Here is a 23,316-nt window from a genome sequence, read left to right on the forward strand (position 1 = left end):
CTATTTCATGCACGTGAAATCGCTTGCCGACAAGTTTGTCCTATGCTCGTATCTTCACGCAGGTGAAATTCCTGCGACCGCGTCACGCAGGCGCACTTTCAGAGGATATGGCCATGGAACGTCGGACCTTTCTGTCGATGCTGGCAGGCAGCGCGCTTGCCGGCGGGCTGAGCCCGGCCTGGGCGCAGGCGGTGCTGAAGGTCGGCTCGACGCCGACGGGCAGCCCCTTCACCTTCCTCGACACCAAGACCAACACCATCGAAGGCGTGATGGTCGACCTGATCAAGGCGATCGCCGCCGTCTCCGACTTCAAGGTCGAGGTCGAGGGCATGCAGTTCTCGACGCTGATCCCGTCCCTGACCGGCAACAAGGTCGATATCGTCGCCGCCGCGATGTACATCACCCCGGTCCGCAAGGAGGTGATCGACTTCTCCGACCCGATCTACACCTATGGCGAGGGCCTGATCGTGCCCGCCACCGACACGAAGGACTACGTCACGCTGGAGGAACTGAAGGGCAAGACGATCGGCGTGCAGATCGGCACGGCCTATGTCGACAAGCTGCAGACCTCCGGCCTGTTCTCGGAGGTGAAGCTCTACAAGACACTGCCGGACATCCTCGCCGACGTGAACGCCGCCCGCGTCCAGGCCGCCGTCTTCGACCTGCCGATCATCGCCTACAATCTCTCGCAGGGACAGTTCCCGCGCGTGCGCATCGTCAAGAGCTACAAGCCGGTCATCTCCGGCTCGGTCGGCATCGGCGTGCGCAAGACCGACGGCGAGCTGCTGAAGAAGATCAATGTCGGCCTCGCCAAGCTCAAGGCCGACGGCACGGTCGACAAGATCCTGGCCAAGTGGGGCCTCGCCTGAGCCCGGTCGGGTTCTCCCGCGCGAACCACACCGTCATCCCGGACAAGCCGCGCAGCGGCGCTGATCCGGGATCCACCACGAGGCTCTGCGCCCGACGATGGATCCCGGAGCTCCGCTTCGCTGCGTCCGGGATGACGGCCTGGGGCCTTTGCGCCTCCAACGCATAGTCGATCGCCAGAATTCACCGCCAGAACCGCATGCAAACCTTCCTGCGCGACGCCACCCAGTTCCTGCCGCTGCTGCTGCAGGGCGTGAAATTCACGATCATCGTCGCGCTGGGCTCGCTCGCGCTCTCGACCGTGCTCGGCCTGGTCTGGGCGCTGATGCGCGTCTCCGGCATCGGCTGGCTGGCGACCACCGCCAAGATCGTCGTCAACACGCTGCGCGGCATCCCGATCCTGGTGCAGCTGTTCTACATCTACTTCGTGCTGCCGGAGTTCGGCATTGCGCTTTCGGCGCTGCAGGCGGCGATCATCGGGCTCGGCATCGCCTATTCGGCCTATCAATCCGAGAACTTCCGCGCCGGCATCGAGGCGATCGACCACGGCCAGATCGAGGCCGCGCAGTCGATCGGCATGGGCTGGGGCCTGACCATGCGTCGGGTGATCCTGCCGCAGGCGATCCGCCTCGTGCTGCCGCCCTACGGCAACATCATGGTGATGATGCTGAAGGATTCCTCGCAGGCCTCGACCATCACGGTGGCGGAGCTGACGCTGCAGGGCACGCTGATCGCCTCCTCCACCTTCAAGAACATGACCGTCTACACGCTGGTCGCCCTGCTCTACCTGGCGATGTGCCTGCCGCTGATGGGGCTGGTGAGCTGGCTCGAACGCCGCTTCGGCAAGGGGGCCAGGCGATGACCGGGCATGTGGTCGCGGGCGCGCCGATGATCGAGATCACCGGCGTCACCAAGAGCTTCGGCTCGTTTCCGGTGCTGAAGGGCATCACGGCGAGCGTCGCCAGGGGCGAGGTCGTCTGCCTGATCGGACCGTCCGGCTCCGGCAAGTCGACGATCCTGCGCTGCATCAACGGGCTCGAATCCTATGATGGCGGCGCGATCACGATCGACGGCGAGCGCGTCGAGCGCGACAAGCCCTCGATCGTCGGCATCCGCACCGCGATGGCGATGGTGTTCCAGCGCTTCAACCTGTTCCCGCACCGCACGGCGCTGGAGAATGTCGTCGAGGGACCGATCTTCGTGAAGAAGGAGCCGGTGGCCCAGGCGATGGCGCGCGGACGCGAACTGCTCGATCGTGTCGGGCTGGGCAACAAGATGGATGCCTATCCCGGCCAGCTCTCGGGCGGACAGATGCAGCGCGTCGCCATCGCGCGCGCGCTGTGCATGCAGCCCAAGGCGATCCTGTTCGACGAACCAACCTCGGCGCTCGACCCCGAACTCGTCGGCGAGGTCCTGCAGGTGATGAAGAGCCTGGCCGAAGAGGGCATGACCATGCTCGTCGTCACCCATGAGATGGGCTTCGCCCGCGAGGTCGCCGACCGCGTGCTCTTCCTCGACGGCGGCGTCATCGTCGAGCAGGGCCCCTCGCGCGAGGTGTTGAGCGCGCCGACCCATCCGCGCACGCAGGATTTCCTGCGCCGCGTGCTGCGTCCGATCTGAGGAGCAAGCCCCGTGGCCGAACCCTTCCCGCTCGCCCCCTCGCTCTGGTTTGCGACCGCGCCAGCCGCCGCGCCGACACCGCCGCTCGCGCAGGACGTCAGCGCCGATGTCTGCGTGATCGGCGCGGGCTTCGCCGGACTGTCGACAGCGCTGCATCTGGCGGAGGCCGGCGTCTCGGTCGTGGTGCTCGAGAGCCATGAGCCCGGCTGGGGTGGGTCGGGCCGCAATGGCGGGCAGGTCATCCCCGGCATCAAATATGATCCGAGCGAAATCCTCGCCAAGTTCGGCCCCGTCGCGGGCGAGGCCCTGATCGGCTTCGTTGGATCCACCGCCGATCTCGTCTTCGACCTGATCGCGAAGCACGGCATGGACGTGCCGCACAAGCGCGCCGGCTGGATTCAGGGCGCGCATACGCCGGCCATGGTCGAGACGGTCAAGCGCCGGTCCGCCGAGTGGCAGGCACGCGGCGTCGACGCGCAGTTCCTCGACCAGGACGCCGCTGCCCGCCTGCTCGGGACGGATCGCTATCTCGCCGGCTGGGTCGACCGGCGCGCCGGCGGCGTGCAGCCGCTGGCCTATGCCCGCGGCCTGGCGAAGGCTGCACTCGCCGCCGGCGCCGCCATCCACGGCCAGAGCAAGGTCGTCTCGCTCGCCCGCAACGGCGCGAACTGGACCGTGCGGACCGCCCAAGGCGCAACGGTGACGGCCCCGCGCGTCGTCGTCGCCACCAATGGCTACACCGGCGACCTGATCCCGAAGCTGCGCCAGACCGTGATCCGGCCGAATTCCTTCATCGTCGCGACGCAGCCGCTGTCCGACAATGTCGCCGGCACGATCCTGCCCGAGGGCCAGGTCGTCTCGGACACCCGCCAGCTGCTGCTCTACTTCCGCAAGGACCATCAGAACCGGCTGCTGATGGGCGGCCGCGGCCCCTTCCGCGAGCCGAGGGACACGTCCGACTGGGCCCATCTCGAGCGCGTCGTCGGCAAGATGTATCCGCAAGCGAAGGGCGTGCCCTTCGACTTCCGCTGGTGCGGCCGGGTGGCACTGACGCGCGATTTCCTTCCGCATCTGCACGAGCCGGAGCCCGGCCTGCTCGTCGACATCGGCTGCATGGGTCGCGGCGTCGGGCTGCAGAGCGCCATGGGCAAGGCGATGGCGGGCTATATCGCCACCGGCGACAAGGGCCACCTGCCCTTCCCGGTCGTGCCGATCACGCCGCTGCCGCTGCACGCGCTGAACGAGCTCTACGTCTCGGCGATCATCGCCTGGTACCGCCTCACCGATGGCGGCATGAAGGACAAGGCGGCCTGAGGGCCGGCGGCGGGCCTCCCCGCCACCGGCACGGATCGCTCAGACGCAGCGCCCGCCATCCACCGCCAGCACGCTGCCGGTCACCATCTCGGATTCGTCCGAGCACAGGAACAGCGCGGCATTGGCGATGTCCTGCGGCGTCGAGAACCGGCCCCACGGAATCGTCGCGGTGAAGGCCTTGCGCTTTTCCGGCGTGTCCTCGCCCATGAAGGTCGCCAGCAGCGGCGTCTCGCCCGCCACGGGCGCGATCGCGTTGACGCGGATCCGGTCCGGCGCCAGCTCCACCGCCATCGACTTCGACAGCAGGTTGGCCGCCCCCTTCGAGCCGTTGTACCAGGTCAGGCCCGGCCGGGGCCGGACGCCCGCCGTCGAACCGATGTTGAGGATCACGCCGCCGCCATGCTCGCGGAAATGCGGCACCGTCGCCTTCGCCATCAGATAGATCGACTTGACGTTGACGTCGAAGACGCGGTCGAACTCCTCCTCGCTGACGTCGAGCATGGGCTGGTTGCGGTGGCTGATGCCGGCATTGTTGACGACAATGTCGAGCCGGCCGACCTTGGCGATGACGCGCGCCACGGCCTTCTCGACGCTCTTGCCCTTGCCGACGTCGCAGGTCACGGCGAAGGCCCGGCGGCCGATCGCCTGCGCCGCTTCCTTGGCCTTGTCGCCGTTGAGGTCCAGCAGCGCCACCCGCGCGCCCTCGCGCACGAAGGTCTCGGCGATGCCGAAGCCGAACCCCTGCGCCGCGCCGGTGACCAGCGCCGTCTTGCCCTTCAGTCTCATGATCTGTCCTCGGTCTTCCTGGGAATGCCATGTTTTTGGGAACGCCATCTTTGGCCGGGCCCGATGCCCGCGACCAATGCGATTTGGCGATCCCGCTCAGACGGAAATGCTATGGCCGCGCGCGCGGCCGCCCGCATGCCACCCGCTTATGCCGGGGATCGCGAAACGATCTTTGACAGGCCCCGCCATTTGCGGCCCGATGGCGGCAACGACACAAGCCTGCCGAGGAACGCCTTCATGAAATGCCGCGCCGCCGTCCTGCACGCCAGCCCCGTCTCCGCCCCTTACGCGCAGAGCCGGCCGCTCTCGATCGAGGAGATCGAGCTCGCCCCGCCGGGGCCAGGCGAGGTGCTGGTTCGGGTCCGTGCCGCCGGTCTCTGCCATTCCGATCTCTCGGTGATCGACGGCAACCGGCCGCGCCCCGTGCCGATGGTGCTCGGCCATGAGGCGGCAGGCGAGGTCGTCGAGCCCGGCCCCGGCGTCCAGGATCTGAAGAAGGGCGACCGCGTCATCATGGTCTTCGTGCCCTCCTGCGGCCATTGCTCGCCCTGCAGCGAGGGCCGCCCGGCGCTCTGCGAGCCCGGCAATGCCGCCAACGGCATCGGCGAACTGATCGGCGGTGGCCGCCGGCTCTCGGCCCATGGCAAGCCGGTGCATCACCATGTCGGCGTGTCCGCCTTCGCCGAATACGCCGTGATCTCGCGCCACTCGCTGGTGAAGCTCGAGGCCGACATTCCCCATGAGATCGCCGCGCTCTTCGGCTGCGCGGTGCTGACCGGCGTCGGCGCTGCCGTGAACACGGCCAAGGTCCGGGCCGGCGAAACAGTGGCCGTGGTCGGCCTCGGCGGCGTCGGCCTGAGCGCACTGCTGGGCGCGGCCGCCTGCGGCGCGTCCCGCGTCATCGCCGTCGATCTGTCCGAGGAGAAGCTCGCCATCGCGCGCGATCTCGGCGCGACCGATACCTTCAACGCGGGTGACCCCGGCGTCATCGAGGCAATCCGCGCCGCGACCAAGGGCGGCGTCGATCACGGGCTGGAGATGGCGGGCTCGGTCAAGGCGCTCGACCTCGCCTACCAGATCACGCGGCGTGGCGGCACGACCACGACCGCGGGCCTCGCCAACCCCGCCCACACCCTGTCGCTAGCGCCCGTGCGCCTCGTCGGCGAGGAGCGCACGCTGAAGGGCTCCTATGTGGGCTCCTGCATTCCGATGCGCGACATCCCCCGCTTCGTCGACCTCTACCAGCGCGGCAAGCTGCCGGTCGACAGGCTGATGACCAGCCAGAGCGGGCTCGACGGCATCAACGAGGGCTTCGACGCCTTGAATGAAGGCCGCACGATCCGTCACATCATCATGATGTGAGAGAGAGCGTCATTCTCGGGCGGAGCGACGCTTCGACCCGAGAATCTCTGGCAAGAGATGCTTGGGCATGAGATGCTCGGGTCGAGCCCGAGCATGACGCGCCCTGCCCCCTCACCCGTGCTTGTGCACGATCGTCTTGGTCACCGCGAACTCCTCCAGCGCGGCGAAACCCTTCTCGCGGCCATGGCCGGATTTGCCGGTGCCCCCGAAAGGCAGCTCGATGCCGCCGCCGGCGCCATAGCCGTTGATGAAGACCTGGCCGGCGCGGACCTTCTTGGCGACGCGCTGCTGGCGCCCGCCATCCTTGGTCCAGACCGCCGCGACGAGGCCGTATTCGGTCGAGTTGGCGAGCTTGATCGCATCCGCCTCGTCGCTGAAGGGGAAGGCGGCGAGCACCGGGCCGAAGACCTCCTCCTGCTCCAGCCGGTTGCCGCGCGGCACCTTCCCGAACAGCGTCGGCGTCACGTAGAAACCGCCATTCGGCACGCCCTGCGCGATCTGGCCCTCGGCGATCACGGGGATGCCGGCCTCGCGCGCCTGGTCGATGAAGCTCTGCACGCGGCCACGCTGCTTGGCGTTGATCACCGGGCCGCAATCGAGGTCCATCTCCGGCGTGCCGGCGCGCAGCTTGGTGAACTCCTTGGCGACCGCGCCCATGAAGTCGTCATAGACGCGCTCCTGCACCAGCACGCGCGAGCCGGCCGAGCAGGTCTGCCCGGTGTTCTGCACGATCGCCTTGCAGACGATCGGCACGGCGGCGTCGAAGTCGGCATCGTCGAAGACGATCTGGGGCGACTTACCGCCGAGCTCGAGCGTGCAGGGGATCAGATGCTCGGCGCAGGCGTGCTGCACCATCTTGCCGACCTCGGGCGAGCCGGTGAAGGACATGAAATCGACGCCGTGATGGGCCGAGAGCGCCGCGCCCGCCTCGTGCCCGCGGCCGGTAACGATGTTGATCGCGCCATCGGGGAAACCGACCTCGGAGGCCAGAACCGCCAGCCGCAGCGCCGTCTGACAGGCCTCTTCGGCCGGCTTTAGCACCACGGCGTTGCCCATCGCGAGCGCCGCCGTCAGCGACCGCCCGAACATCTGCGCCGGGTAGTTCCAGGGCAGGATATGCCCGGTGACGCCATGGGGCTCATGGATGACGTTCACGCTGTAGCCGTTGAGGAAGGGCACGATATGCCCATGCACCTTGTCGGCCGCGCCGCCATAGAACTCGAAATAGCGGGCGGTCGCCTCGATATCGGCCCGGGCCTGCGCCATCGGCTTGCCGGTGTCCTGCGCCTCGGTGCGGGCGAGTTCGTCGAAATTGTCGAGCACCTTGAGACCGAGCTTGGCGATCAGCCGGCCGCGCTCGGCTGCCGTCAGCCTGCCCCAGGCGCCCTCATAGGCGGCACGCGCCGCCTTCACGGCGTCGTCGATATCCTCCGCCGTGCCGCAGGCGATGCGGGTGAACTCCTCGCCCGTGGCGGGCGCCAGCACGGCCATGGTCTCGCCGCTGCGACCGGCCACGTGGCGGCCGTTGATGAAGTGCTGGGTCATGGGGTGTCTCCTAACTCGACAACGAGTGCCTGATCTCAACAATCGCATCGTCATCCGGGGCTCCGCGCGGCGAAGTCCCGGGATCCATCGGAAGGCTCCGGAGCCCCCCGATGGATTCCGAAACTGCGCCGCTTGCGCGGCTTGTCCAGAATGACGGTGTGTGTTCCGTCCGCGACCTAATGCAGCCCCGCTGCTTCGAGCGAACTCGCCGCCAGGCCGCCGGCCACCTCCGTGACCTCGCCGCGCTCGATCGCATAGGCGCGCTCGGCGAAGCTGCGCAGCAGACTGGGGTTGGATTCGGTGATGAGCAACGCGATCTCGGGATGGCTGTCGCGCAGCGCGCGCAGGGCGGTCGCGTAGCGCTGCGCCAGCACCGGGGCGAGACCCTGGAAGGGTTCGTCGAGCAGGATGACGCGCTGCCCCACCATCAGCGCCCGGGCCAGCGCCGCCATCTTGCCCTGACCGCCGGAAAGTCCCGCGGCCGCGCGGTGGCGCAGTTCGGCCAGCTCCGGCAGCACCTGATAAATCCCCTCCAGCCGCCTGGCGATCTCGGCGCCCGGCACCTTCATCACCTCGGCCGGCAGGCGGATGTTCTCCTCGATCGAGAAGCTCGAGAACAGCCGCCGGTCCTCCGGCGCGTAGCCGATGCCGAGCCGCGGCCGCTCATGCGGCGGGACCGTCAGGATCGGCCGGCCGTCAAAGGCGATCGTGCCCTCGGTCACCGTCATGAAGCCCATGATGGCGCGCAGCAGGCTGGTCTTGCCGGCGCCGTTGCGCCCGATCAGCGCCACGGTTGCACCCTCGTCCAGCGCGAAATCGACCTTGCGCAGCACCTGCACGCCCTCGATGACGGCCGACAGTCCCCTGATCTCCAGCATGGCTAGACTCCCACCCCGATCACGGTTTCGCGGACCTCGGGATGATTGAGAATCTCGTCGGGCGTGCCTTCCAGTGCGATGCGCCCGCCCGACCAGACCGCGACGCGGCTGGCGTAGCGCGCGACCACGTCCATGTCGTGCTCGACGAAGATCGCAGTCGTGGCGCGGGCGTCGAGCGCGCGCGTCAGCGTGTCCATCACCTGGAATTTCTCGGAGCTGGAGACGCCCGAGGTCGGCTCGTCCATGAAGATCAGCTTCGGGTCGAGCGCCAGCGCCACCGCGATGTCGATCAGCTTGCGCATGCCTTCGGGCAGTTCCCGCACCAAGCGCTCGGCGGTGTCGCGCAGGCCGACGCTGTCAAGCAGCGCGACCATCTCCTCGCGCTTGGGATGGCGGTCGAGACGCAGGAAGGGCGACCAGGTGCCCTCGCGTGCGCTCAGCGCCAGCAGCAGGTTCTCCATCACCGTGTTGTCGGTGAAGAGCTGCGGGATCTGGAAGGAACGGCCGATGCCGCGCCGCGTGATCGTGCGCGGCGACAGGCCCGTCACATCCTGCCCCGCGAAGATCACGCGGCCCGACTGCGGCTTCAGATAGCCGGTGCAGAGGTTGATGAAGGTGGTCTTGCCGGCGCCGTTGGGGCCGATGATGGCGATGCGCTCGTTGGCCCGCACGCTCAGCGAGGCGCCATTGGCCGCCAGCACGCCGCCGAAGCGCAGTTCGAGATCGCGCGCCTCGAGGATGATCTCGCTCATCGGCCGCCCTCCCCGCCGGCGCCGGGTGCGGCCGCGCGCTTGCGGCCGGCGATCAGCCCGTAGAGCCCGCTCGGCGCGAAGAAGATGATGACGAGCAGCATCACGCCCAGCACCGCATGCCAGGTCTCCGGCGCATGCACGGCCGCATAGCCGCGGATGATCTGGAACATCAGCGCGCCGAGGAAGGGCCCCGCCACGCCGCCGACGCCACCCAGGATCGCGATGAAGACGAACTCGCCCGAGCGAACCCAATAGGCCAGCTCCGGCGTGACATGGCCCGAGACCAGCGCGATGATCGCGCCCCCGAGTCCCGCCAGCAGCCCCGAGAGCAGATAGGCGCCGTAGAGCACCTTGCGGCTGGAGACGCCGAGATATTCCAGCCGCGTCTCGTTGGACTTGATCGCCTCCAGCGCCTTGCCGCCGGGCGAGACGAGGTAGCGCGCCACACCGAGCGCCGCGACCACCGCCAGCGCCAGGGTGATGTAGAACATCCAGAACTCGAAGGTTTCGCGATCGAGCGTCATGCCCGCCAGCGTCGGCCGCGGCACGCGCTTGCCGTCGGCGCCGCCGGTCACCGAGAACAGCTTCTCGAGCAGCGAGAAGAACACCATCGAGATGGCGAGGTTGAGCATGCCGAAGAAGATCGCGCGGTAGCGCACGATGAAGAGCCCGACGACCGCCGCGACGAGCCCCGAGGCCGCGGTCGCGATCGGCACCAGCAGCAAAACCTCGTGGCCGAGCTTCGCCGCCGCCATGAAGGCGACGACATAGGCCGAGAAGGCGAAGAACAGCCCGTGGCCGAAGGAGACTTGGCCCGCCCGCAGCAGGACGAGGATGCCGAGCGCCGCCAGCCCCTCGCACAGCGCGACGGTGAGGATGACCGTCGCCCAGGGCGAGATCAGCGGAAAGACGATGAGCGCGATCAGCAGCGCCGCGCCGATGAGGTATTGGCGCGCCATCAGACTTTCCTCGTCTGCAGCGTGGTGAACAGGCCTTCCGGCTTGATCAGCAGCACCGCGACCATGATCAGATAGGGGATCAGCACATCGAACTCCGGCGCGAAATAGACCGCCGCCGAGCGCCCCAGCCCGATCATCAGCGCCGCGACCGCAGCGCCCTCGATCCGCCCCAGCCCGGCCGTGGCCGCCACCGCGAAGGAGAGCACGATCATCCCCGAGCCGATGCCCGGCGTCAGCGAGGTCGTCGCCGAGGAGAGCGCCCCGCCCAGCGCCGCCAGCGAGGCGCCGATCATGAAGGTGAAGAGATAGATCCGCGTCGCGTTGATGCCCATCGCCATCGCCGCCTCGCGGTCCTGCGTCACGGCGACGATAGCGCGCCCGAAGGCGGTCCGGCGCAGGAACAGCCGCAGGCCGACCAGCACGGCCAGCGCCACCAGCGGGATCAGGATGAGCTGGTAGCGCGTGTAGAAGATGCCGAAGACCTCGACTGTGCCGAGCCAGTTCATCGGCGCATTGGCGAAGAGCGGCTGCGTGCCGAAGACGACCTTCTGCGCATCCTCCAGGATCATGAAGACGGCGAAGGTGACCAGCAGCTGCAGCACCTCCTCCTTGCCGTAGATGCGCCGCAGCAGCAGCGCCTCGACCAGCCCGCCGACGACGACGCCGACGAGGATGGCCGAGATCAGGAACAGCGGGAAGGCGAGCCAGGTCGGCAGGCCCATCCCGGCCGCCGCCAGCACGGCGCTCGCCGCGACATAGGCGCCGATCGCGTAGAACGAGCCATGCGCGACGTTGAGCACGCCGAGCACGCCGAAGATCAGCGACAGCCCGACCGCCACCAGGAACAGCAGCGAGCCATAGGCGAGGCCGTCGAGCGCGGCGAGGAAGAGCATTTCAGGAGGCATTGGGTTTCCGCGACCTGTCCCCTCCCCCTGGGGGGGAGGGGTTAGGGTTGGGGGGCGTCCCGCTCGGCGAGCGGTTGCGTAACGAGACGGAACGGCAGCACCGCCGCCGCTTACTGCGGACTTCGATTGTTCGGGGCTTTCCGCCCCCCACCCCTTCCCCTCCCCAAGAGGGGGAGGGGTGAGGACAGGAGACTCCCGCGCCCTACTTCGAATAGTCGAAGGTCTCGATCGACTTGTCGTTGACCAGATCCGGCTTGACCTTGGCGAACCAGTCGAGTGACTTCTCGCCGACCGGCGTGGTCACCAGCTTTCCGGGATAGAGCGCCATCTTGTCGTAGACGGCGAAGGGGTACTCCGGCACGCGCTTGGTGGTGCCGAGCAGCTGGTCCTCGAGCCCCTGATGGTCCGAGCGGATGGTGATCGTCCCGGTCAGCGACTTGAACTCCAGCCCCTCGAAGGCGGCGATGACCTGCTCCTTGGTCGGCCACTTGCCGCCATTGGCCGCCCCGGCCTTCTCATAGGCCTTGGCGAGCCCGGTGACGGCCTGGTTCATGTGGAAGGTCGGATAGATCGGATAGACATTGGTCTTCTCGCGGTACTTCTTCACGAAGTTCTGCATCTCGGCCGAGTTCTTGTGCTTGGGATGCAGGAAGTAATGGTCGCCGCGGCCGCCGACGATCACACCCTCCGGCATCACGGCACCGAGGCGCTCCATCGAGCTTTCGGCGAGCGGCAGCACGAAGGTCGACTGCTTCAGGAGCCCGCGCGCGGCGGCCTGCTGGACGAAGGTGTCGAGATCGCCGCCCCAGGAGGTCGAGAGCACGACGTCGGGCCGCAGCGCCGAGAGGCGCGTGATCTCGGTCGAGAAATCGGGCGCGCCGAATTTCGGGAACAGCTCGGCGACGATCCTGACATCCGGCTTCAGAGCCTTCAGCCCGGCCTGGAACAGCGCCCAGGACTCACGCCCCCAGGCATAGTCCTGGTTGACCACCGCGATCGTCTTGAAGTCCGGCTTGACCTTCATCAGGTAGAGCAGCGTCGCCATCATCTCGGCGCCGGCATGGCCCTGGGTGCGGACCGAATACTTCCACTTGCCTTCCTCGAAGATAGTCTGCGTGCCGCAGTCCCACATCACGTTGACGACCTTGAGGTCCTCGGCGACGGGGGCGAGCGCGTTGCAGGAGCCCGACGAGATCGCACCGAACATCACCTGCGCGCCCTGGTCCTGGACGACGCGGCGATACTCCGAAATCAGCTGGTTGGTGCCCGCGCCCTCATCGACATAGACAGGCTTCACCGGCACGCCGAGGATACCGCCCTTGGCGTTGAGTTCCTCGAAGAACAGGTCGGCGGCATTGCGGCCGGGCACGCCGAAGACCGAAGCGGGTCCCGACAGGAAGGTCGCGATTCCCACGACGAGTTCCTTCGGCTTGTCCTGCGCCAGCGCCGGCAGCGCCATCAGCGCTCCCAGGGCAAATGCGGCTGCAGCTGATCTCTTGGTGCCCATCGTGACCTCTCCCTGAATGGTTTCTGGAGCGCGCTCTTGGGTGGCACGCTGCCTGGAGCGCAGAGGGGTGCATGGGCGATCCGGCAGGACAAGTAGGATAAAACGATGAGGGCCATAGGGATTATCTATGGAGATCGCGGCACAGCGAGGATTTCGCTATGGCCCTCATCGCAAAACCCTATTTGACTTAGGTTCGGCTTCGACGGCCCGTCTGCGGTGGTGGATGGGACAGCGGCTCGCCGGAACGACGATGAATGCGCTCGAAGGAATTCTGGTGGTGGCGCTGGAGCAGGCGGTGGCCGTGCCGACCGCGACCTGCAAGCTCGCCGATGCCGGCGCGCGCGTCATCAAGCTGGAGCGCGCCGAGGGCGACTTCGCCCGCGGCTATGACGATTATGCGAAAGGCCTGTCCTCCTATTTCGTCTGGCTCAACCGCGGCAAGGAATCCTGCCGTGTCGATCTCAAGCAGGCCGACGACCGCGCCATGGTCGAGGCCATGCTGGCGCAGGCCGACATCTTCATCCAGAACCTTGCGCCGGGTGCCACCGGCCGGCTCGGCCTGGGCGCAGCTGAACTGCGCGCGCGCTATCCCCGGCTGATCACCTGCGATGTCTCGGGCTACGCGCCGGGCACGCCGCACCACACCCGCAAGGCCTATGACCTCTTGGTCCAGGCGGAATCGGGTCTGGCCGCCATCACCGGCACGCAGGCCTCGGGGCCGTCCCGTATCGGCGTCTCGATCGCCGACATCGCCACCGGCCAGGCGGCCTATGCCGCGATCCTGGAAGCGCTGCTGCGTCGCGCGAAGACCGGCGAGGGCTCAGCGATCCAGCTCTCGCTGTTCGACACGCTCGGCGACCTGATGAACGTGCCCTATCTGACGCGGCGTTATGGCGGCATCGAGCCGCCGCGACTGGGGCTCGCCCACCCCTCCATCGCTCCCTATGGGGTCTTCTCCACGGCGGATGGCGATGTGCTGATCTCGATCCAGAGCGAGCGCGAATGGCAGATCCTCGCCCGCGAGGTCCTGGGCAGCGCGGCACTCGCCGAGGACGCCCGCTTCGCCACCAATGTCCTGCGGGTGCGGCAACGCGAGACGGTGGATCACGAGGTGCAGGCCCTGCTCGCCACGCGGTCCTTCGCCGAGGTCACCGCCGCGCTCGATCGCTACGCCATCGCCTATGGCACCGTCTCCAGCGTCGGCGATCTGATCACGCACCCCGCCGCGACCGCCCTGGCCACGCCCACGCCGTCTGGCCCGGTCGAGGTCCTCGCCCCGCCCGCCATCGTCGACGGGCAGCGCGTCACGATGCGCCCCGTGCCGGCGCTCGGCCAGCATGACGAGGCGTTGCGGGCGGAATTCGGCCGCTCTCCGGGCCCTTGAAGACAGCAACCATGCAGCACCCATCCGACCATGCCGAGATCCGCGACGCCGTCGCCCGCCTCTGCGCCGGCTTCCCCGGCGAGTACTGGCGAAAGCTCGACCGCGAGATGGCCTATCCGACCGCGTTCGTCGCGGCGCTCACCGAAAGCGGCTTCCTCTCGGCGCTGATCCCCGAGGCCTATGGCGGCGCCGGCCTGACGCTGTCGGCGGCGAGCGTCATCATGGAGGAGATCCAGCGCCAGGGCTGCAATGGCGGCGCCTGCCATGCCCAGATGTATGTGATGGGCACGGTGCTGCGCCACGGCTCGGAGGCGCAGAAGCAGGCCTGGCTGCCGCGTGTCGCCTCGGGCGAACTGCGTCTGCAGGCCTTCGGCGTCACCGAGCCGACCAGCGGCACCGACACCACCGCGCTCCGGACCACAGCACGTCGCGAGGGCGACCACTACGTCGTCAATGGCCAGAAGATCTGGACGAGCCGCGCCGCGCAGTCGGACCTGATGCTGCTGCTGGCGCGCACCACGCCGCGCGAGCAGGTCGCCAAGCGCACCGACGGCCTCTCGGTCTTCCTGCTCGACATGCGCGAGGCGCTCAAAGGCGGGCTCACCATCCGGCCGATCCGGACGATGATGAACCACGCCACCACCGAGGTCTTCTTCGACAATGTCCGCATCCCCGCTGACAACCTCGTCGGCGAGGAGGGCAAGGGCTTCCGCTACATCCTCTCGGGGATGAACGCCGAGCGCATCCTGATCGCCGCCGAATGCGTCGGCGACGCCAAATGGTTCATCGAGAAGGCCTCGGCCTACGCCAAGGAGCGCCAGGTCTTCGGCCGGCCGATCGGCCAGAACCAGGGCATCCAGTTTCCGATCGCGCGGGCCTACGCCAATATGCGCGCCGCCGAGCTGATGGTGCGGGAGGCCGTGCGGCTCTACGAGGCCGGCGAGAATGCCGGCGCGGAGGCGAACATGGCCAAGATGCTCGCGGCGGACGCCTCCTTCGAGGCGGCCAATGCCTGCATCCAGACCCATGGCGGCTTCGGCTTCGCCGAGGAATACGACATCGAGCGCAAGTTCAGGGAGACGCGGCTCTACCAGGTAGCCCCGATCTCGACCAATCTGATCCTCTCCTATCTCGCGGAGCATGTGCTGGGCATGCCGCGGTCGTATTGAAGGCGCTCGCATCGATGGACACCGACCATCTCCGCGGCTGGATTGGCCGCACGGAGGAAGCCTCGGACCTCGTCACGCCGCGCCTGGTCGAGAGCTTCGCGGCCACCTTCGCGCCCCATCTCGCGCACGGCCCGCAGGGCGAAGCGCCCTTGGCGCTGCACTGGTGCCTCGCCCCCCAGATCGCGCCGATGAGCGCGCTCGGCCCCGATGGTCATCCGGCGAAGGGCGATTTCCTGCCGCCGGTTCCGCTGCCGCGCCGGATGTGGGCGGGCGGGCGCCTCGAGGCGCTGGCACCGCTGCGCGAGGGCGATCTCGTGGCGCGCCGCTCGACCATCGGCGACGTTACCGCCAAGGAGGGCCGCACCGGCGCGCTCTGCTTCGTCGCCGTCCATCACGAGGTCTCGACCCCGCGCGGTCTCGCCCTGCGCGAGCGCCACGACATCGTCTACCGCGAGGCCTCGAGCCTGCCGGCCGCAGCGCCCGCCGCCAACGCCGCGCCGGAGCCGGCCGATCTCGTCTGGGAGGTCGAGGCCAGCCCGACCCTGCTCTTCCGCTACTCGGCCCTGACCTTCAACGGCCACCGCATCCATTACGACCAGCCCTATGCGACGGCCGAGGAAGGCTATGCCGGGCTCGTCGTCCATGGTCCGATCCAGGCGACGCTGATGCTCAACATCGCCGCGACCCTGGCGGGGACGACGACGCTGGCGCTCGACTATCGCGGCCTGAGCCCGCTGATCGCCGGCGGCCGCTTTGCCGTCAAAGCCCGGCGCAACGCCGACGGCAGCCTCCGGACCTGGACCGAAGGCGCCGATGGGCGCCTGCGGATGGAAGGAACGGCGCGTCCGTTATAACCGGCGCGCGCCTGGTCTCACCCGTACAGCGTCGGCGGTCCGCCATCCTGGCCCAGCGTCGCCGTCCAGGTCTCGTCGGTGACGAGGCCGCGCAGGATCTCCCAGGACAATTGCCCGATGGCGCGCGCTGCCGCCGGCATCGGCCGCTCGGTCGAATAGGCGAGATAGACCTTGCGGTAGAGCGTCGGGCGCTCCAGCGGCCAGGTCCGGAACAGCCCGGCCTTCTCCTGCGCCGCCACCGCCATCCGCGGCAGGATGCTGTAGCCGAAGCCCTGCTCCACCAGCCGCTTGATCTGGCTGTAGGATTCGATCTCGATCGCCGGCTGGATGGTTGTCCCCGCCGAGGCCGCTGCCTCGTCGATCTGGTCGCGCAGGCCGTGCCCGATGCCGGGCAGGATCAGGTCGAGCGCCGCCGCATCGGCCATCGCGACAGCCTGCCCCGCCGGCGCCGGCGCACCCGCTGCGCCGGGGGCGCAGAACAGGCAGAGCTCCTCGGTCAGGACATGGTGGATGCCAAGCCCCTTCGGATCGGAGGTCGAGTAGATCATCGCGAGATCGACCTCGCCGCGGCGCAGCCAGTCGAGCACGAAGCCGCTCATCGCCTCGGCGATTCGGATGCGGATCGCCGGATAGCGTTCGCGCGCCGCCTGGATCAGCGGCACACTGAACTGCTCGCTCACCGTGCCCGGCAGGCCGATGCGGACCTCGCCGCCCGGCAGTTCGGCCTCGCCGCGCACCGCCTCGCGCAGCGCCCCGAATTCGGCGAGGATGATATGGGCGCGGGCCAGCAGGCGCTCGCCGGCTTCCGTCGGCAGCACCCCGCGCGTGCCGCGATGCAGCAGCGCGACGCCGAGCTCATCCTCCATATGCCGCAGATGCTGGCTCAGCGCCGGCTGCGCCACGCGCAGCTTGGTGGCCGCCTTGGAGAAGGAGCCCTGCTCGACGATGGCCGCGAAATACCGGAGCTGCCGTAGATCCATGGCCGATTTGGTCTCCTTGAGGCCTGCGGCGAGCCGCATGCCTGCATAACGGCGCAGGGCGGCCGTGACCAGCGACGCCCCGCGCGCCCGCCAGCTTTGCGTTATGGCCGCTAGAGCGAACCGGTATTGGTCCGGTCGCCGAGGCAGGTGCATCGTCCTGCCCGGAGCCGAAGGAGAGGCGAATGCCCCCTCGTGCAGACCCAAGAGCACAGGCCGCAAAGCCGGCCCCCACCGCCATCAGGAGGAAAATGCCATGTCGAACGACCCGTTCCGTCTGCCGTCGGCGAGCCGCCGCGGCTTCCTGGGCGCAGCCGCCGCCCTCGCCGCCACCGGTGGAAGCCTCCCGCTGGTCGGGCCGGCAGCGGCCAAGGCGCCGCTGTCCAAGACGCAGCCGGCCTATTTCTACCGCTTCATGCTCGGCACGGCGGAGGTCACCGTCGTCTCGGACGGACCGCTGCCGCTCGGCGACCCCGGCACGAGCTTCCTCGGCGTCCCCAAGGACACCGTCTACGGCATGCTGGAAAGCAGCTTCCTGCCCAAGGACAACGTCGTCCTCGAGCAGAACATCCCGATCGTGAACTTCGGCGACCGGCTCGTCATGTTCGACACCGGCATGGGCTTCTCGAAGATGTTCGGTCCGACGACGGGACGTCTGGCCAAGAGCATGGACGAAGCCGGCATCAAGCCCGCCGACATCGACGACATCGTCTGCAGCCATGCCCATGTCGACCATATCGGCGGCATCTGCAGCGCCGACGGCAAGCCGCTCTTCCCGAATGCCCGCATCCATATCAGCCAGCTCGATTTCGATTTCTGGACCGACGAGAGCAAGCTCGGCTCGCCGCTCAAGGCCTTCGTCGAACATGCCCGCGCCAACCTGATGCCGGTGCGCGACCGCATCGTCTTCTTCAAGGACCAGCAGGAATTCCTGCCCGGCGTGCAGGCGATCGCAGCACCCGGCCACACCGCCGGACACCACATCTTCAGGGTCGCCTCGGCCGGCAAATCCTTCGTCTTCCTCGGCGACCTGACACACCACGCCGTGCTGCTGACCGAGAACCCGCGCCTCGAATTCGCCTATGACAGCGACCCCAAGCAGGCGGTGCAGTCCCGCGTGCGGCTCTTGACGATGCTGGCGCAGGAGAAGACGCCGGTGATGTCCTACCACTTCGCCTGGCCGGGCTTCGGCAATCTCGCCAAGGCGGGCGACGGCTTCCGCTACTATCCGGCGCCGATGCAGCTCATCCCCGTCTGAGACTGATCAGGCGTCGACCTCGCTCGCGCCTGGCGGGCCATAACCCGGCAGGCGCGACACCACCCCGGTCACCGGCCGCAGATGCTCGTCGAGGACGGCGCGCGCGCGCCCCTCGTCGAAGGCCCGCAGCGCCGCGATGAAATCACGATGCTCGACGCGGATGCGCTCGATCCGACCCGGATCCACCGCCAGCGCCCGCATCGCAACGCGCTGCTGGCGCGCCCCTAGCGACTGGTAGAGCTCGGACAGCACCTCGTTGCCGAGCGCCTGCACCATCCCGAAATGGAATTCGCGGTTGAGCTCGACACGGGCGAAATGGTCGCTGCCGGCGATCGCGTCGAGCCGGTCGAGAATCGCCTCCATCGTCTCGGGCAGCACGATCTTCTCCCGGCAGATGCGGGCGACGGCGTAGCCCTCGATCATGCGGCGCGTCTCGTAGAGATCGGCCAGTTCCTGTGCCGTGACCTGCCGCACCAGCGCCCCGCGGCGCGGCAGCAGGTCGATGAAGCGCTCCGCCTCAAGCCGGTGAAACGCCTCGCGGACCGGCGTCCGCGACACGCCCATAACCGAGGAGATCGCCTCCTCCTCGACGAAGGAGCCTCCGGCATAGACGCCGCGCAGGATCTGCTCGCGGACATGCGCATAGACCCGCTCGCGAGCCGGCCGGCTCTCGGCATCCTGCACCTGGGGCGGCGTCATCACGTTCAACGTCGGGAGTCCTCATCGGGCATGTCGATGCGGCAACTCTAGGCGCTTCGGTGCCAGACATCAAAAATCCGCCATGTATACACGACGCATGGCCGCCATGCGCTGCCGGACTGGCGTCGCCGCCCCGATGGCGCTCTTCTTGCCAGACGAGGGACGCCGGACAGATGCGACAACGCGCACGGCGACGACGACCACAGCGAGGAGAAAGCCGATGACGATCTCACGCCGCACGATGCTGGCCGCCGGCCTGGCCGCACCCTTCGCGAGCCTGCCGCTGCTGTCCCGCCCGGCCAGCGCCCGGCGTGCCGCCGGCATCCTGCGCTACGGCCTGTCGGCCTTTCCGCCCAATCTCCAGCCCTGGGTCTCGACCGGCGCCTCGGCCGGCACGGTCAAGATGCTGATCCACCGCAGCCTCGTCTCCTACAGCCCCAATGGCGAGCTGCGCGGCGAACTGGCGACCTCCTGGTCGCTCGACGGCGACGGCGCCTGGGTCTTCAAGCTCCGGCCCGGCTGCGTTTTCCACAATGGCGACCCGGTCACCGCCGAGGACGTGAAGTGGTCGATCGAGCAGATCGCCGGCGAGAAATCGACCGCCTATATGCGCAGCCAGTTCCAGAGCGTCGAGCGCATCGAGATCCCCGATCCCGGCACGATCCGCCTGGTCACCAAGACGCCGCAGGCGACGCTGCCGAGCTGGTTTGGCAACTACAACACCTTCATCCTCTCGCGGAAATCGACGCCCACCGAGTTCATCGGCGCCGGCCCCTTCCGGCTGGTCGGCCAGGAGCGCGGCTCCTCGGTCGAGATCACGGCCTTCGACAAATTCTACAAGCCCGGCATCCCGAAGCTGAAGGGCATCAAGTTCGTCGTCTATGCCGACGAGAACCTGCGCTTCGCCGCCCTGCAGTCGGGCGATGTCGACATGATCGAATACGTCCCCTGGCAGTCGATGGCGGCGGTCGAGGCCGATCCGCGCCTCAAGCTCGACACCCAGCAGGGGCCGTTCATGGACGTGCTGTTCAACGGCTCCAAGCCGCCCTTCAACGATCCGCGCGTGCGCCGCGCCGTCGCCCACGCCGTGCGGCGGGAGGACATCGTCAAGGTCGCCTTCTTCGGCCGCGGCAAGCCGCTCGAGGGCCTGCCGATCGCCGAGGGCACGCCCTGGTGGGACAAGGACCTCGCCCATGGCTGGAACTATGACCCTGCCCGCGCCAAGGCGCTGCTGACGGAAGCGGGCTTCGGCAACGGCTTCCAGACGACCCTGCTCGCGACCGCCCAGTTCGGCATGCACAAGGACACCGCCGAGATCGTCCAGCAGCACCTCGCCGCGGTCGGCATCCAGTGCGAACTGCAGTTGCCCGACTGGTCGACCCGCGTCGCCCGCGGCTCGAAGGGCCAGTACGACATGGCGATCCACGGCGTCTCCTCGGACAACAACGATCCCGACGGGCTGACGGTCGTTCTCGACACCTCGCTCTCGCCGAGCCATGGCCGCTCCTTCCGCGTCGACGCGCCGCGCACCATCGCCGCCCTCGCGAAGGGCCGCGCTGAGTTCGACCAGGCCAAGCGCGTCGAGATCTACAAGGAGATGCAGCGCGCCGCGCTCGAGGAGGTGCCGCTCGTCGGCCTCGCCTGGCGCTCGCAGGGCTACGGCATGGACAAGAGCGTCGTGGGCTTCACCAACCTGCCCGGCGCCCTCTCCAACTCCTCCGGCAACATGCTCGAAGAGACCTATTTCGGATGAGTGCGACCTGGCTGGCGCGCAAGCTGACCGTCGTCGCAGGACTCGCCTGGCTCGTCGCGACGATCGTCTTCCTGGCGCTGCACATGGTGCCCGGCGACCCCGCCGAGCTCCTGCTCTCGACCGGCGGCGTCTCGCCGGACCCGGCCTCCGTCGCCGAGCTGCGCGAGAAGCTCGGGCTGGAGCGGCCGCTCCTCGTGCAATACGCCGCCTTCATCAGTGGGCTGCTGCGCGGCGATCTCGGCACCTCCCTCATCGACGATTACCCGGTGATCAGCGAGATCGCGCTGCGCCTGCCGCGCACGCTGGAGCTGATCGCGGCGGGCAGCGTCATCGCCATCCTCGTCGGCGTTCCGGCGGGTGTCTTCGCCGCGCTCGATCGTGGTGGCGCCTTCGACCGCGCCGCCTCGGGCGTCACCGCGCTGCTGCTCGCCGTGCCGGTCTTCGTGCTGGGCACGTTGCTCGTGCTGCTCTTCGCGCAGACGCTGCGGATCATGCCCGCCGGCGGATTCGTGCCCTTCGCGCAGGACCCGGTGCAGCATCTGAAGCTGCTGATCCTCCCCGCCATCGCCATCGCCAAGGGGCTGGCGGCGGTGCTGTTCCGGATGACGCGCGCGGCGATGCTGGACGCACTCGCCAACGACTATGTCCGCACCGCCCGCGCCAAGGGGCTCTCGCCCACCCGCGTCATCGTCGTCCATGTCCTGCGCAACGCGCTCAACCCGGTCGTCACCGTGCTCGGCCTGCAGATGGGCACGCTGCTCGGCGGCACGGTGCTGGTCGAATACGTCTTCAACTGGCCGGGCATGTCGACGCCGCTGCTGCGCGCCGTCGAGGGCCGCGACTATCCCATGGTGGTCGGCATCGTGCTGACGATCTCGGTGCTGTTCCTGCTGCTCAACCTCGTGGTCGAGCTCGTCCACGCCCTGCTCGACCCGCGGGTGGCCCACTCATGAGCGGCAGCCGGCATTTCAAGCGCCTCTGGCTGCCCGGCGGCTTCGTCGCCCTGATCGCGCTGGCCGCGCTCTGCGCGCCGCTCTTCCCCCTGCCCGACCCGATCCGCCAGGACGTCGCCAACCGGCTCGCCGGCCCCATGGCCGGCTCCTGGCTGGGCCGCGACGAGTTCGGGCGGGACGTGCTGGCGCGCCTGCTCTGGGGCGCGCGCACCAGCCTCGGCGTGGCCTTCGTCTCCGCCCTGACGGCCGGCGCCATCGGCGTGCTGCTCGGGCTGATCGGCGGCTGGGGCAAGGGCGCGGCCGCCTTCCTTTCCGTGCGCAGCATGGACGTAGTGCTGTGCTTCCCGCCGGTGCTGCTCGCCCTGCTGGTGGTGACGCTGCTCGGCCCGGGCGCCGCGACGCTGATCCTCGTGCTCTCGGTGCTCTATCTGCCGGGCTTCGCCCGCGTCACCCATGCCGAGGTCCTCGCGGTCAAGAACCGCGACTATGTCGAGGCGACGCGCGCGCTCGGCGCCCGGCCCGCCTATCTCTTGCTGCGGACCGTGCTGCCCAACATCGCCGGGCCGATCCTGGTCCAGCTCTCGCTGGCGGTCGCCGCCGCCGTCGTTCTGGAGAGCGGGCTCTCCTTCCTCGGTCTCGGCGTCGTCCCGCCCGCCCCCTCCTGGGGGCTGATGATCCGCGGCGCGCGCGCCACCATGGAGCAGGCGCCGCTGCTGCTGGTCTGGCCCTGCGCGGCACTTACGCTCACCATCCTCGCCATGAACCTGCTCTGCGACGGCCTGCGCGACGCGCTCGACCCGCGCACCGCCGGCCGTTGAACCACCACCGAACCCTGCAAGGACACAGTCCCATGGCTGCCAAAACCGACCCCCTCGTCCATATGGGCACGATCACCGGGGGCGAGGCCCGCGAGATCCTGAAGGACAACCCCGTCATCCTGCTCCCCATGGGCAGCCATGAGGACCAGGGCCCTCACGCCCCGATGGGTGACTACCTTCTCGCCGAGAAGATCGCCGAGCTCGCCGCCATCCGCGCCAGCAAGGCCGGGACGCGCACGCTGGTGGCGCCCGTGCTGCCCTTCGGCGGCGCCGACTGGTTCGGCTCGATGACCGGCGGCATCGCGATCTCGCAGGCGACGCTGACCACCGTCATCGCCGAGATGGTGGATTCGCTGCATCGCAATGGCCTCACCCGGATCATCGTCATCAACGGCCATGGCGGCAATGTCGGCCCGATCTCGGAGGTCGCCCGCGAACTCTATCTGCGCGAGCAGATCGTCCTGCCGAGCCTTTATCTCTGGCGTATCGGCTACGGCCTGCTGCCGGGCATCCTCGGCGGAGCCGACAAGGCCGCCGCCGTCGCCGGCCACGGCGCCGACCCGCTGACCTCGATCGGCCTGCATCTCTTCCCCGAGCTGATCCGCAAGGACCTGATCCCCGACGCCAAGCCGCTGAAGCGCGACCCCATCCTCGACCTGCCCTTCACCGGGCTCGGCCTCGCGAGCTTCGAGGGCCACGAGGTCGCGATGCCCAACGAATATGACGAGACCTACAATCTCGGCGTCGCCAAGGGCGATCCGCGCCTCTGCTCGGCCGAGACCGGCGCCGCGCTGACCGAGAAGCTGACCGACATCTGCGCCCGCTTCATCGCGCATTTCGCCAGCAAGGTCGAAGCCTGACCCGGCCTGCCGCCGCGGCATGCCGCGGCGGCCCTCCCCAGCCTCGTCGGAACGGGCGATGGTGTCGCGGCTCGACCTCCCTCCGGAAGCACACCT

22 protein-coding genes are annotated in these 23,316 nt (G+C 68.5%); 13 read left to right on the forward strand and 9 right to left on the reverse strand.

Going from position 1 to position 23,316, the window contains the following annotated elements; translation table 11 throughout:
* Positions 1-113 precede the first annotated feature (113 nt).
* From BSY19_RS22865 to BSY19_RS22880, 4 genes are all read left to right on the forward strand, one after another.
* The gene (locus BSY19_RS22865) at positions 114-869 is read left to right on the forward strand and encodes an ABC transporter substrate-binding protein (protein ID WP_236840431.1); all 756 of its coding nucleotides are present in this window, start codon (positions 114-116) and stop codon (positions 867-869) included.
* Between the two features lie 197 nt (positions 870-1,066).
* Positions 1,067-1,729, forward strand: coding sequence for an amino acid ABC transporter permease (locus BSY19_RS22870; protein ID WP_069056166.1), 663 nt, complete (start codon positions 1,067-1,069; stop codon positions 1,727-1,729).
* Between the two features lie 26 nt (positions 1,730-1,755).
* On the forward strand, positions 1,756-2,487 hold the full coding sequence (locus BSY19_RS22875) for an amino acid ABC transporter ATP-binding protein (protein WP_069057327.1): 732 nt from the start codon (positions 1,756-1,758) through the stop codon (positions 2,485-2,487).
* A 12-nt stretch (positions 2,488-2,499) separates the two neighbouring features.
* A complete protein-coding gene (locus BSY19_RS22880; RefSeq protein ID WP_069056167.1) occupies positions 2,500-3,801 on the forward strand; it encodes an NAD(P)/FAD-dependent oxidoreductase in 1,302 nt (433 codons plus the stop codon).
* A 39-nt stretch (positions 3,802-3,840) separates the two neighbouring features.
* Here BSY19_RS22880 and BSY19_RS22885 read toward each other — a convergent pair whose 3' ends face one another.
* Positions 3,841-4,587, reverse strand: coding sequence for a glucose 1-dehydrogenase (locus BSY19_RS22885; RefSeq protein WP_069056168.1), 747 nt, complete (start codon positions 4,585-4,587; stop codon positions 3,841-3,843).
* A 237-nt stretch (positions 4,588-4,824) separates the two neighbouring features.
* Here BSY19_RS22885 and BSY19_RS22890 point away from each other — a divergent pair, with 237 nt between their 5' ends.
* Entirely contained in the window at positions 4,825-5,949 is a 1,125-nt protein-coding gene (locus tag BSY19_RS22890) for a zinc-dependent alcohol dehydrogenase family protein (RefSeq protein WP_069057328.1), read from the forward strand.
* Between the two features lie 111 nt (positions 5,950-6,060).
* On the opposite strand, the gene BSY19_RS22895 is transcribed toward BSY19_RS22890, so the two are convergent.
* The 6 genes from BSY19_RS22895 to BSY19_RS22920 form a co-directional block, all read right to left on the reverse strand.
* Positions 6,061-7,494 carry an aldehyde dehydrogenase family protein gene (locus tag BSY19_RS22895; protein WP_069056169.1) on the reverse strand — a complete coding sequence of 478 codons (1,434 nt, stop codon included), beginning with the start codon at positions 7,492-7,494 and terminating at the stop codon, positions 6,061-6,063.
* Positions 7,495-7,670: 176 nt separating this feature from the next.
* Positions 7,671-8,372, reverse strand: coding sequence for an ABC transporter ATP-binding protein (locus BSY19_RS22900; RefSeq protein WP_069056170.1), 702 nt, complete (start codon positions 8,370-8,372; stop codon positions 7,671-7,673).
* A gap of 2 nt (positions 8,373-8,374) precedes the next feature.
* Entirely contained in the window at positions 8,375-9,124 is a 750-nt protein-coding gene (locus BSY19_RS22905) for an ABC transporter ATP-binding protein (protein ID WP_069056171.1), read from the reverse strand.
* On the reverse strand, positions 9,121-10,083 hold the full coding sequence (locus tag BSY19_RS22910; RefSeq protein ID WP_069056172.1) for a branched-chain amino acid ABC transporter permease: 963 nt from the start codon (positions 10,081-10,083) through the stop codon (positions 9,121-9,123). The genes BSY19_RS22905 and BSY19_RS22910 overlap by 4 nt, the downstream gene beginning before the upstream one ends.
* Positions 10,083-10,988, reverse strand: coding sequence for a branched-chain amino acid ABC transporter permease (locus BSY19_RS22915; RefSeq protein ID WP_069056173.1), 906 nt, complete (start codon positions 10,986-10,988; stop codon positions 10,083-10,085). Before BSY19_RS22915 ends, BSY19_RS22910 begins: the two co-directional genes overlap by 1 nt.
* A gap of 202 nt (positions 10,989-11,190) precedes the next feature.
* The gene (locus tag BSY19_RS22920) at positions 11,191-12,495 is read right to left on the reverse strand and encodes an ABC transporter substrate-binding protein (RefSeq protein ID WP_083247786.1); all 1,305 of its coding nucleotides are present in this window, start codon (positions 12,493-12,495) and stop codon (positions 11,191-11,193) included.
* Positions 12,496-12,745: 250 nt separating this feature from the next.
* Between BSY19_RS22920 and BSY19_RS22925 the strand changes: the two genes are divergently transcribed.
* The 3 genes from BSY19_RS22925 to BSY19_RS22935 are packed head-to-tail and all read left to right on the forward strand — an operon-like array spanning position 12,746 to position 15,902.
* Positions 12,746-13,879: a CaiB/BaiF CoA transferase family protein gene (locus BSY19_RS22925; RefSeq protein WP_069056175.1), complete on the forward strand. Its 1,134-nt coding sequence runs from the start codon at positions 12,746-12,748 to the stop codon at positions 13,877-13,879.
* A gap of 11 nt (positions 13,880-13,890) precedes the next feature.
* Positions 13,891-15,048 (forward strand): acyl-CoA dehydrogenase family protein, encoded by a 1,158-nt coding sequence (locus tag BSY19_RS22930; protein WP_069056176.1) that lies wholly within the window; start codon positions 13,891-13,893, stop codon positions 15,046-15,048.
* A 14-nt stretch (positions 15,049-15,062) separates the two neighbouring features.
* Positions 15,063-15,902, forward strand: coding sequence for an HTD2 family dehydratase (locus BSY19_RS22935; RefSeq protein WP_069057329.1), 840 nt, complete (start codon positions 15,063-15,065; stop codon positions 15,900-15,902).
* Positions 15,903-15,919: 17 nt separating this feature from the next.
* On the opposite strand, the gene BSY19_RS22940 is transcribed toward BSY19_RS22935, so the two are convergent.
* Positions 15,920-16,882, reverse strand: coding sequence for a LysR family transcriptional regulator (locus BSY19_RS22940; protein WP_069057330.1), 963 nt, complete (start codon positions 16,880-16,882; stop codon positions 15,920-15,922).
* A gap of 253 nt (positions 16,883-17,135) precedes the next feature.
* Between BSY19_RS22940 and BSY19_RS22945 the strand changes: the two genes are divergently transcribed.
* A complete protein-coding gene (locus BSY19_RS22945; protein ID WP_069056177.1) occupies positions 17,136-18,137 on the forward strand; it encodes an MBL fold metallo-hydrolase in 1,002 nt (333 codons plus the stop codon).
* Positions 18,138-18,143: 6 nt separating this feature from the next.
* Here the strand turns inward: BSY19_RS22945 and BSY19_RS22950 are convergent, their stop codons facing one another.
* On the reverse strand, positions 18,144-18,836 hold the full coding sequence (locus BSY19_RS22950) for a GntR family transcriptional regulator (protein ID WP_069057331.1): 693 nt from the start codon (positions 18,834-18,836) through the stop codon (positions 18,144-18,146).
* 220 nt (positions 18,837-19,056) lie between these two features.
* Here BSY19_RS22950 and BSY19_RS22955 point away from each other — a divergent pair, with 220 nt between their 5' ends.
* The 4 genes from BSY19_RS22955 to BSY19_RS22970 are packed head-to-tail and all read left to right on the forward strand — an operon-like array spanning position 19,057 to position 23,220.
* Positions 19,057-20,589, forward strand: a complete 1,533-nt coding sequence (locus BSY19_RS22955) for an ABC transporter substrate-binding protein (RefSeq protein ID WP_069056178.1) — start codon at positions 19,057-19,059, stop codon at positions 20,587-20,589.
* Complete coding sequence (locus BSY19_RS22960; RefSeq protein ID WP_069056179.1) at positions 20,586-21,542, forward strand: ABC transporter permease; 957 nt, start codon at positions 20,586-20,588, stop codon at positions 21,540-21,542. Before BSY19_RS22955 ends, BSY19_RS22960 begins: the two co-directional genes overlap by 4 nt.
* Positions 21,539-22,360 (forward strand): ABC transporter permease, encoded by an 822-nt coding sequence (locus tag BSY19_RS22965; protein WP_069056180.1) that lies wholly within the window; start codon positions 21,539-21,541, stop codon positions 22,358-22,360. The genes BSY19_RS22960 and BSY19_RS22965 overlap by 4 nt, the downstream gene beginning before the upstream one ends.
* 32 nt (positions 22,361-22,392) lie before the next feature.
* Positions 22,393-23,220, forward strand: coding sequence for a creatininase family protein (locus tag BSY19_RS22970; RefSeq protein WP_069056181.1), 828 nt, complete (start codon positions 22,393-22,395; stop codon positions 23,218-23,220).
* Positions 23,221-23,316: the final 96 nt, after the last annotated feature.

The sequence above is a fragment of the Bosea sp. RAC05 genome (assembly GCF_001713455.1).
Classification (GTDB): Bacteria; Pseudomonadota; Alphaproteobacteria; order Rhizobiales; family Beijerinckiaceae; genus Allobosea.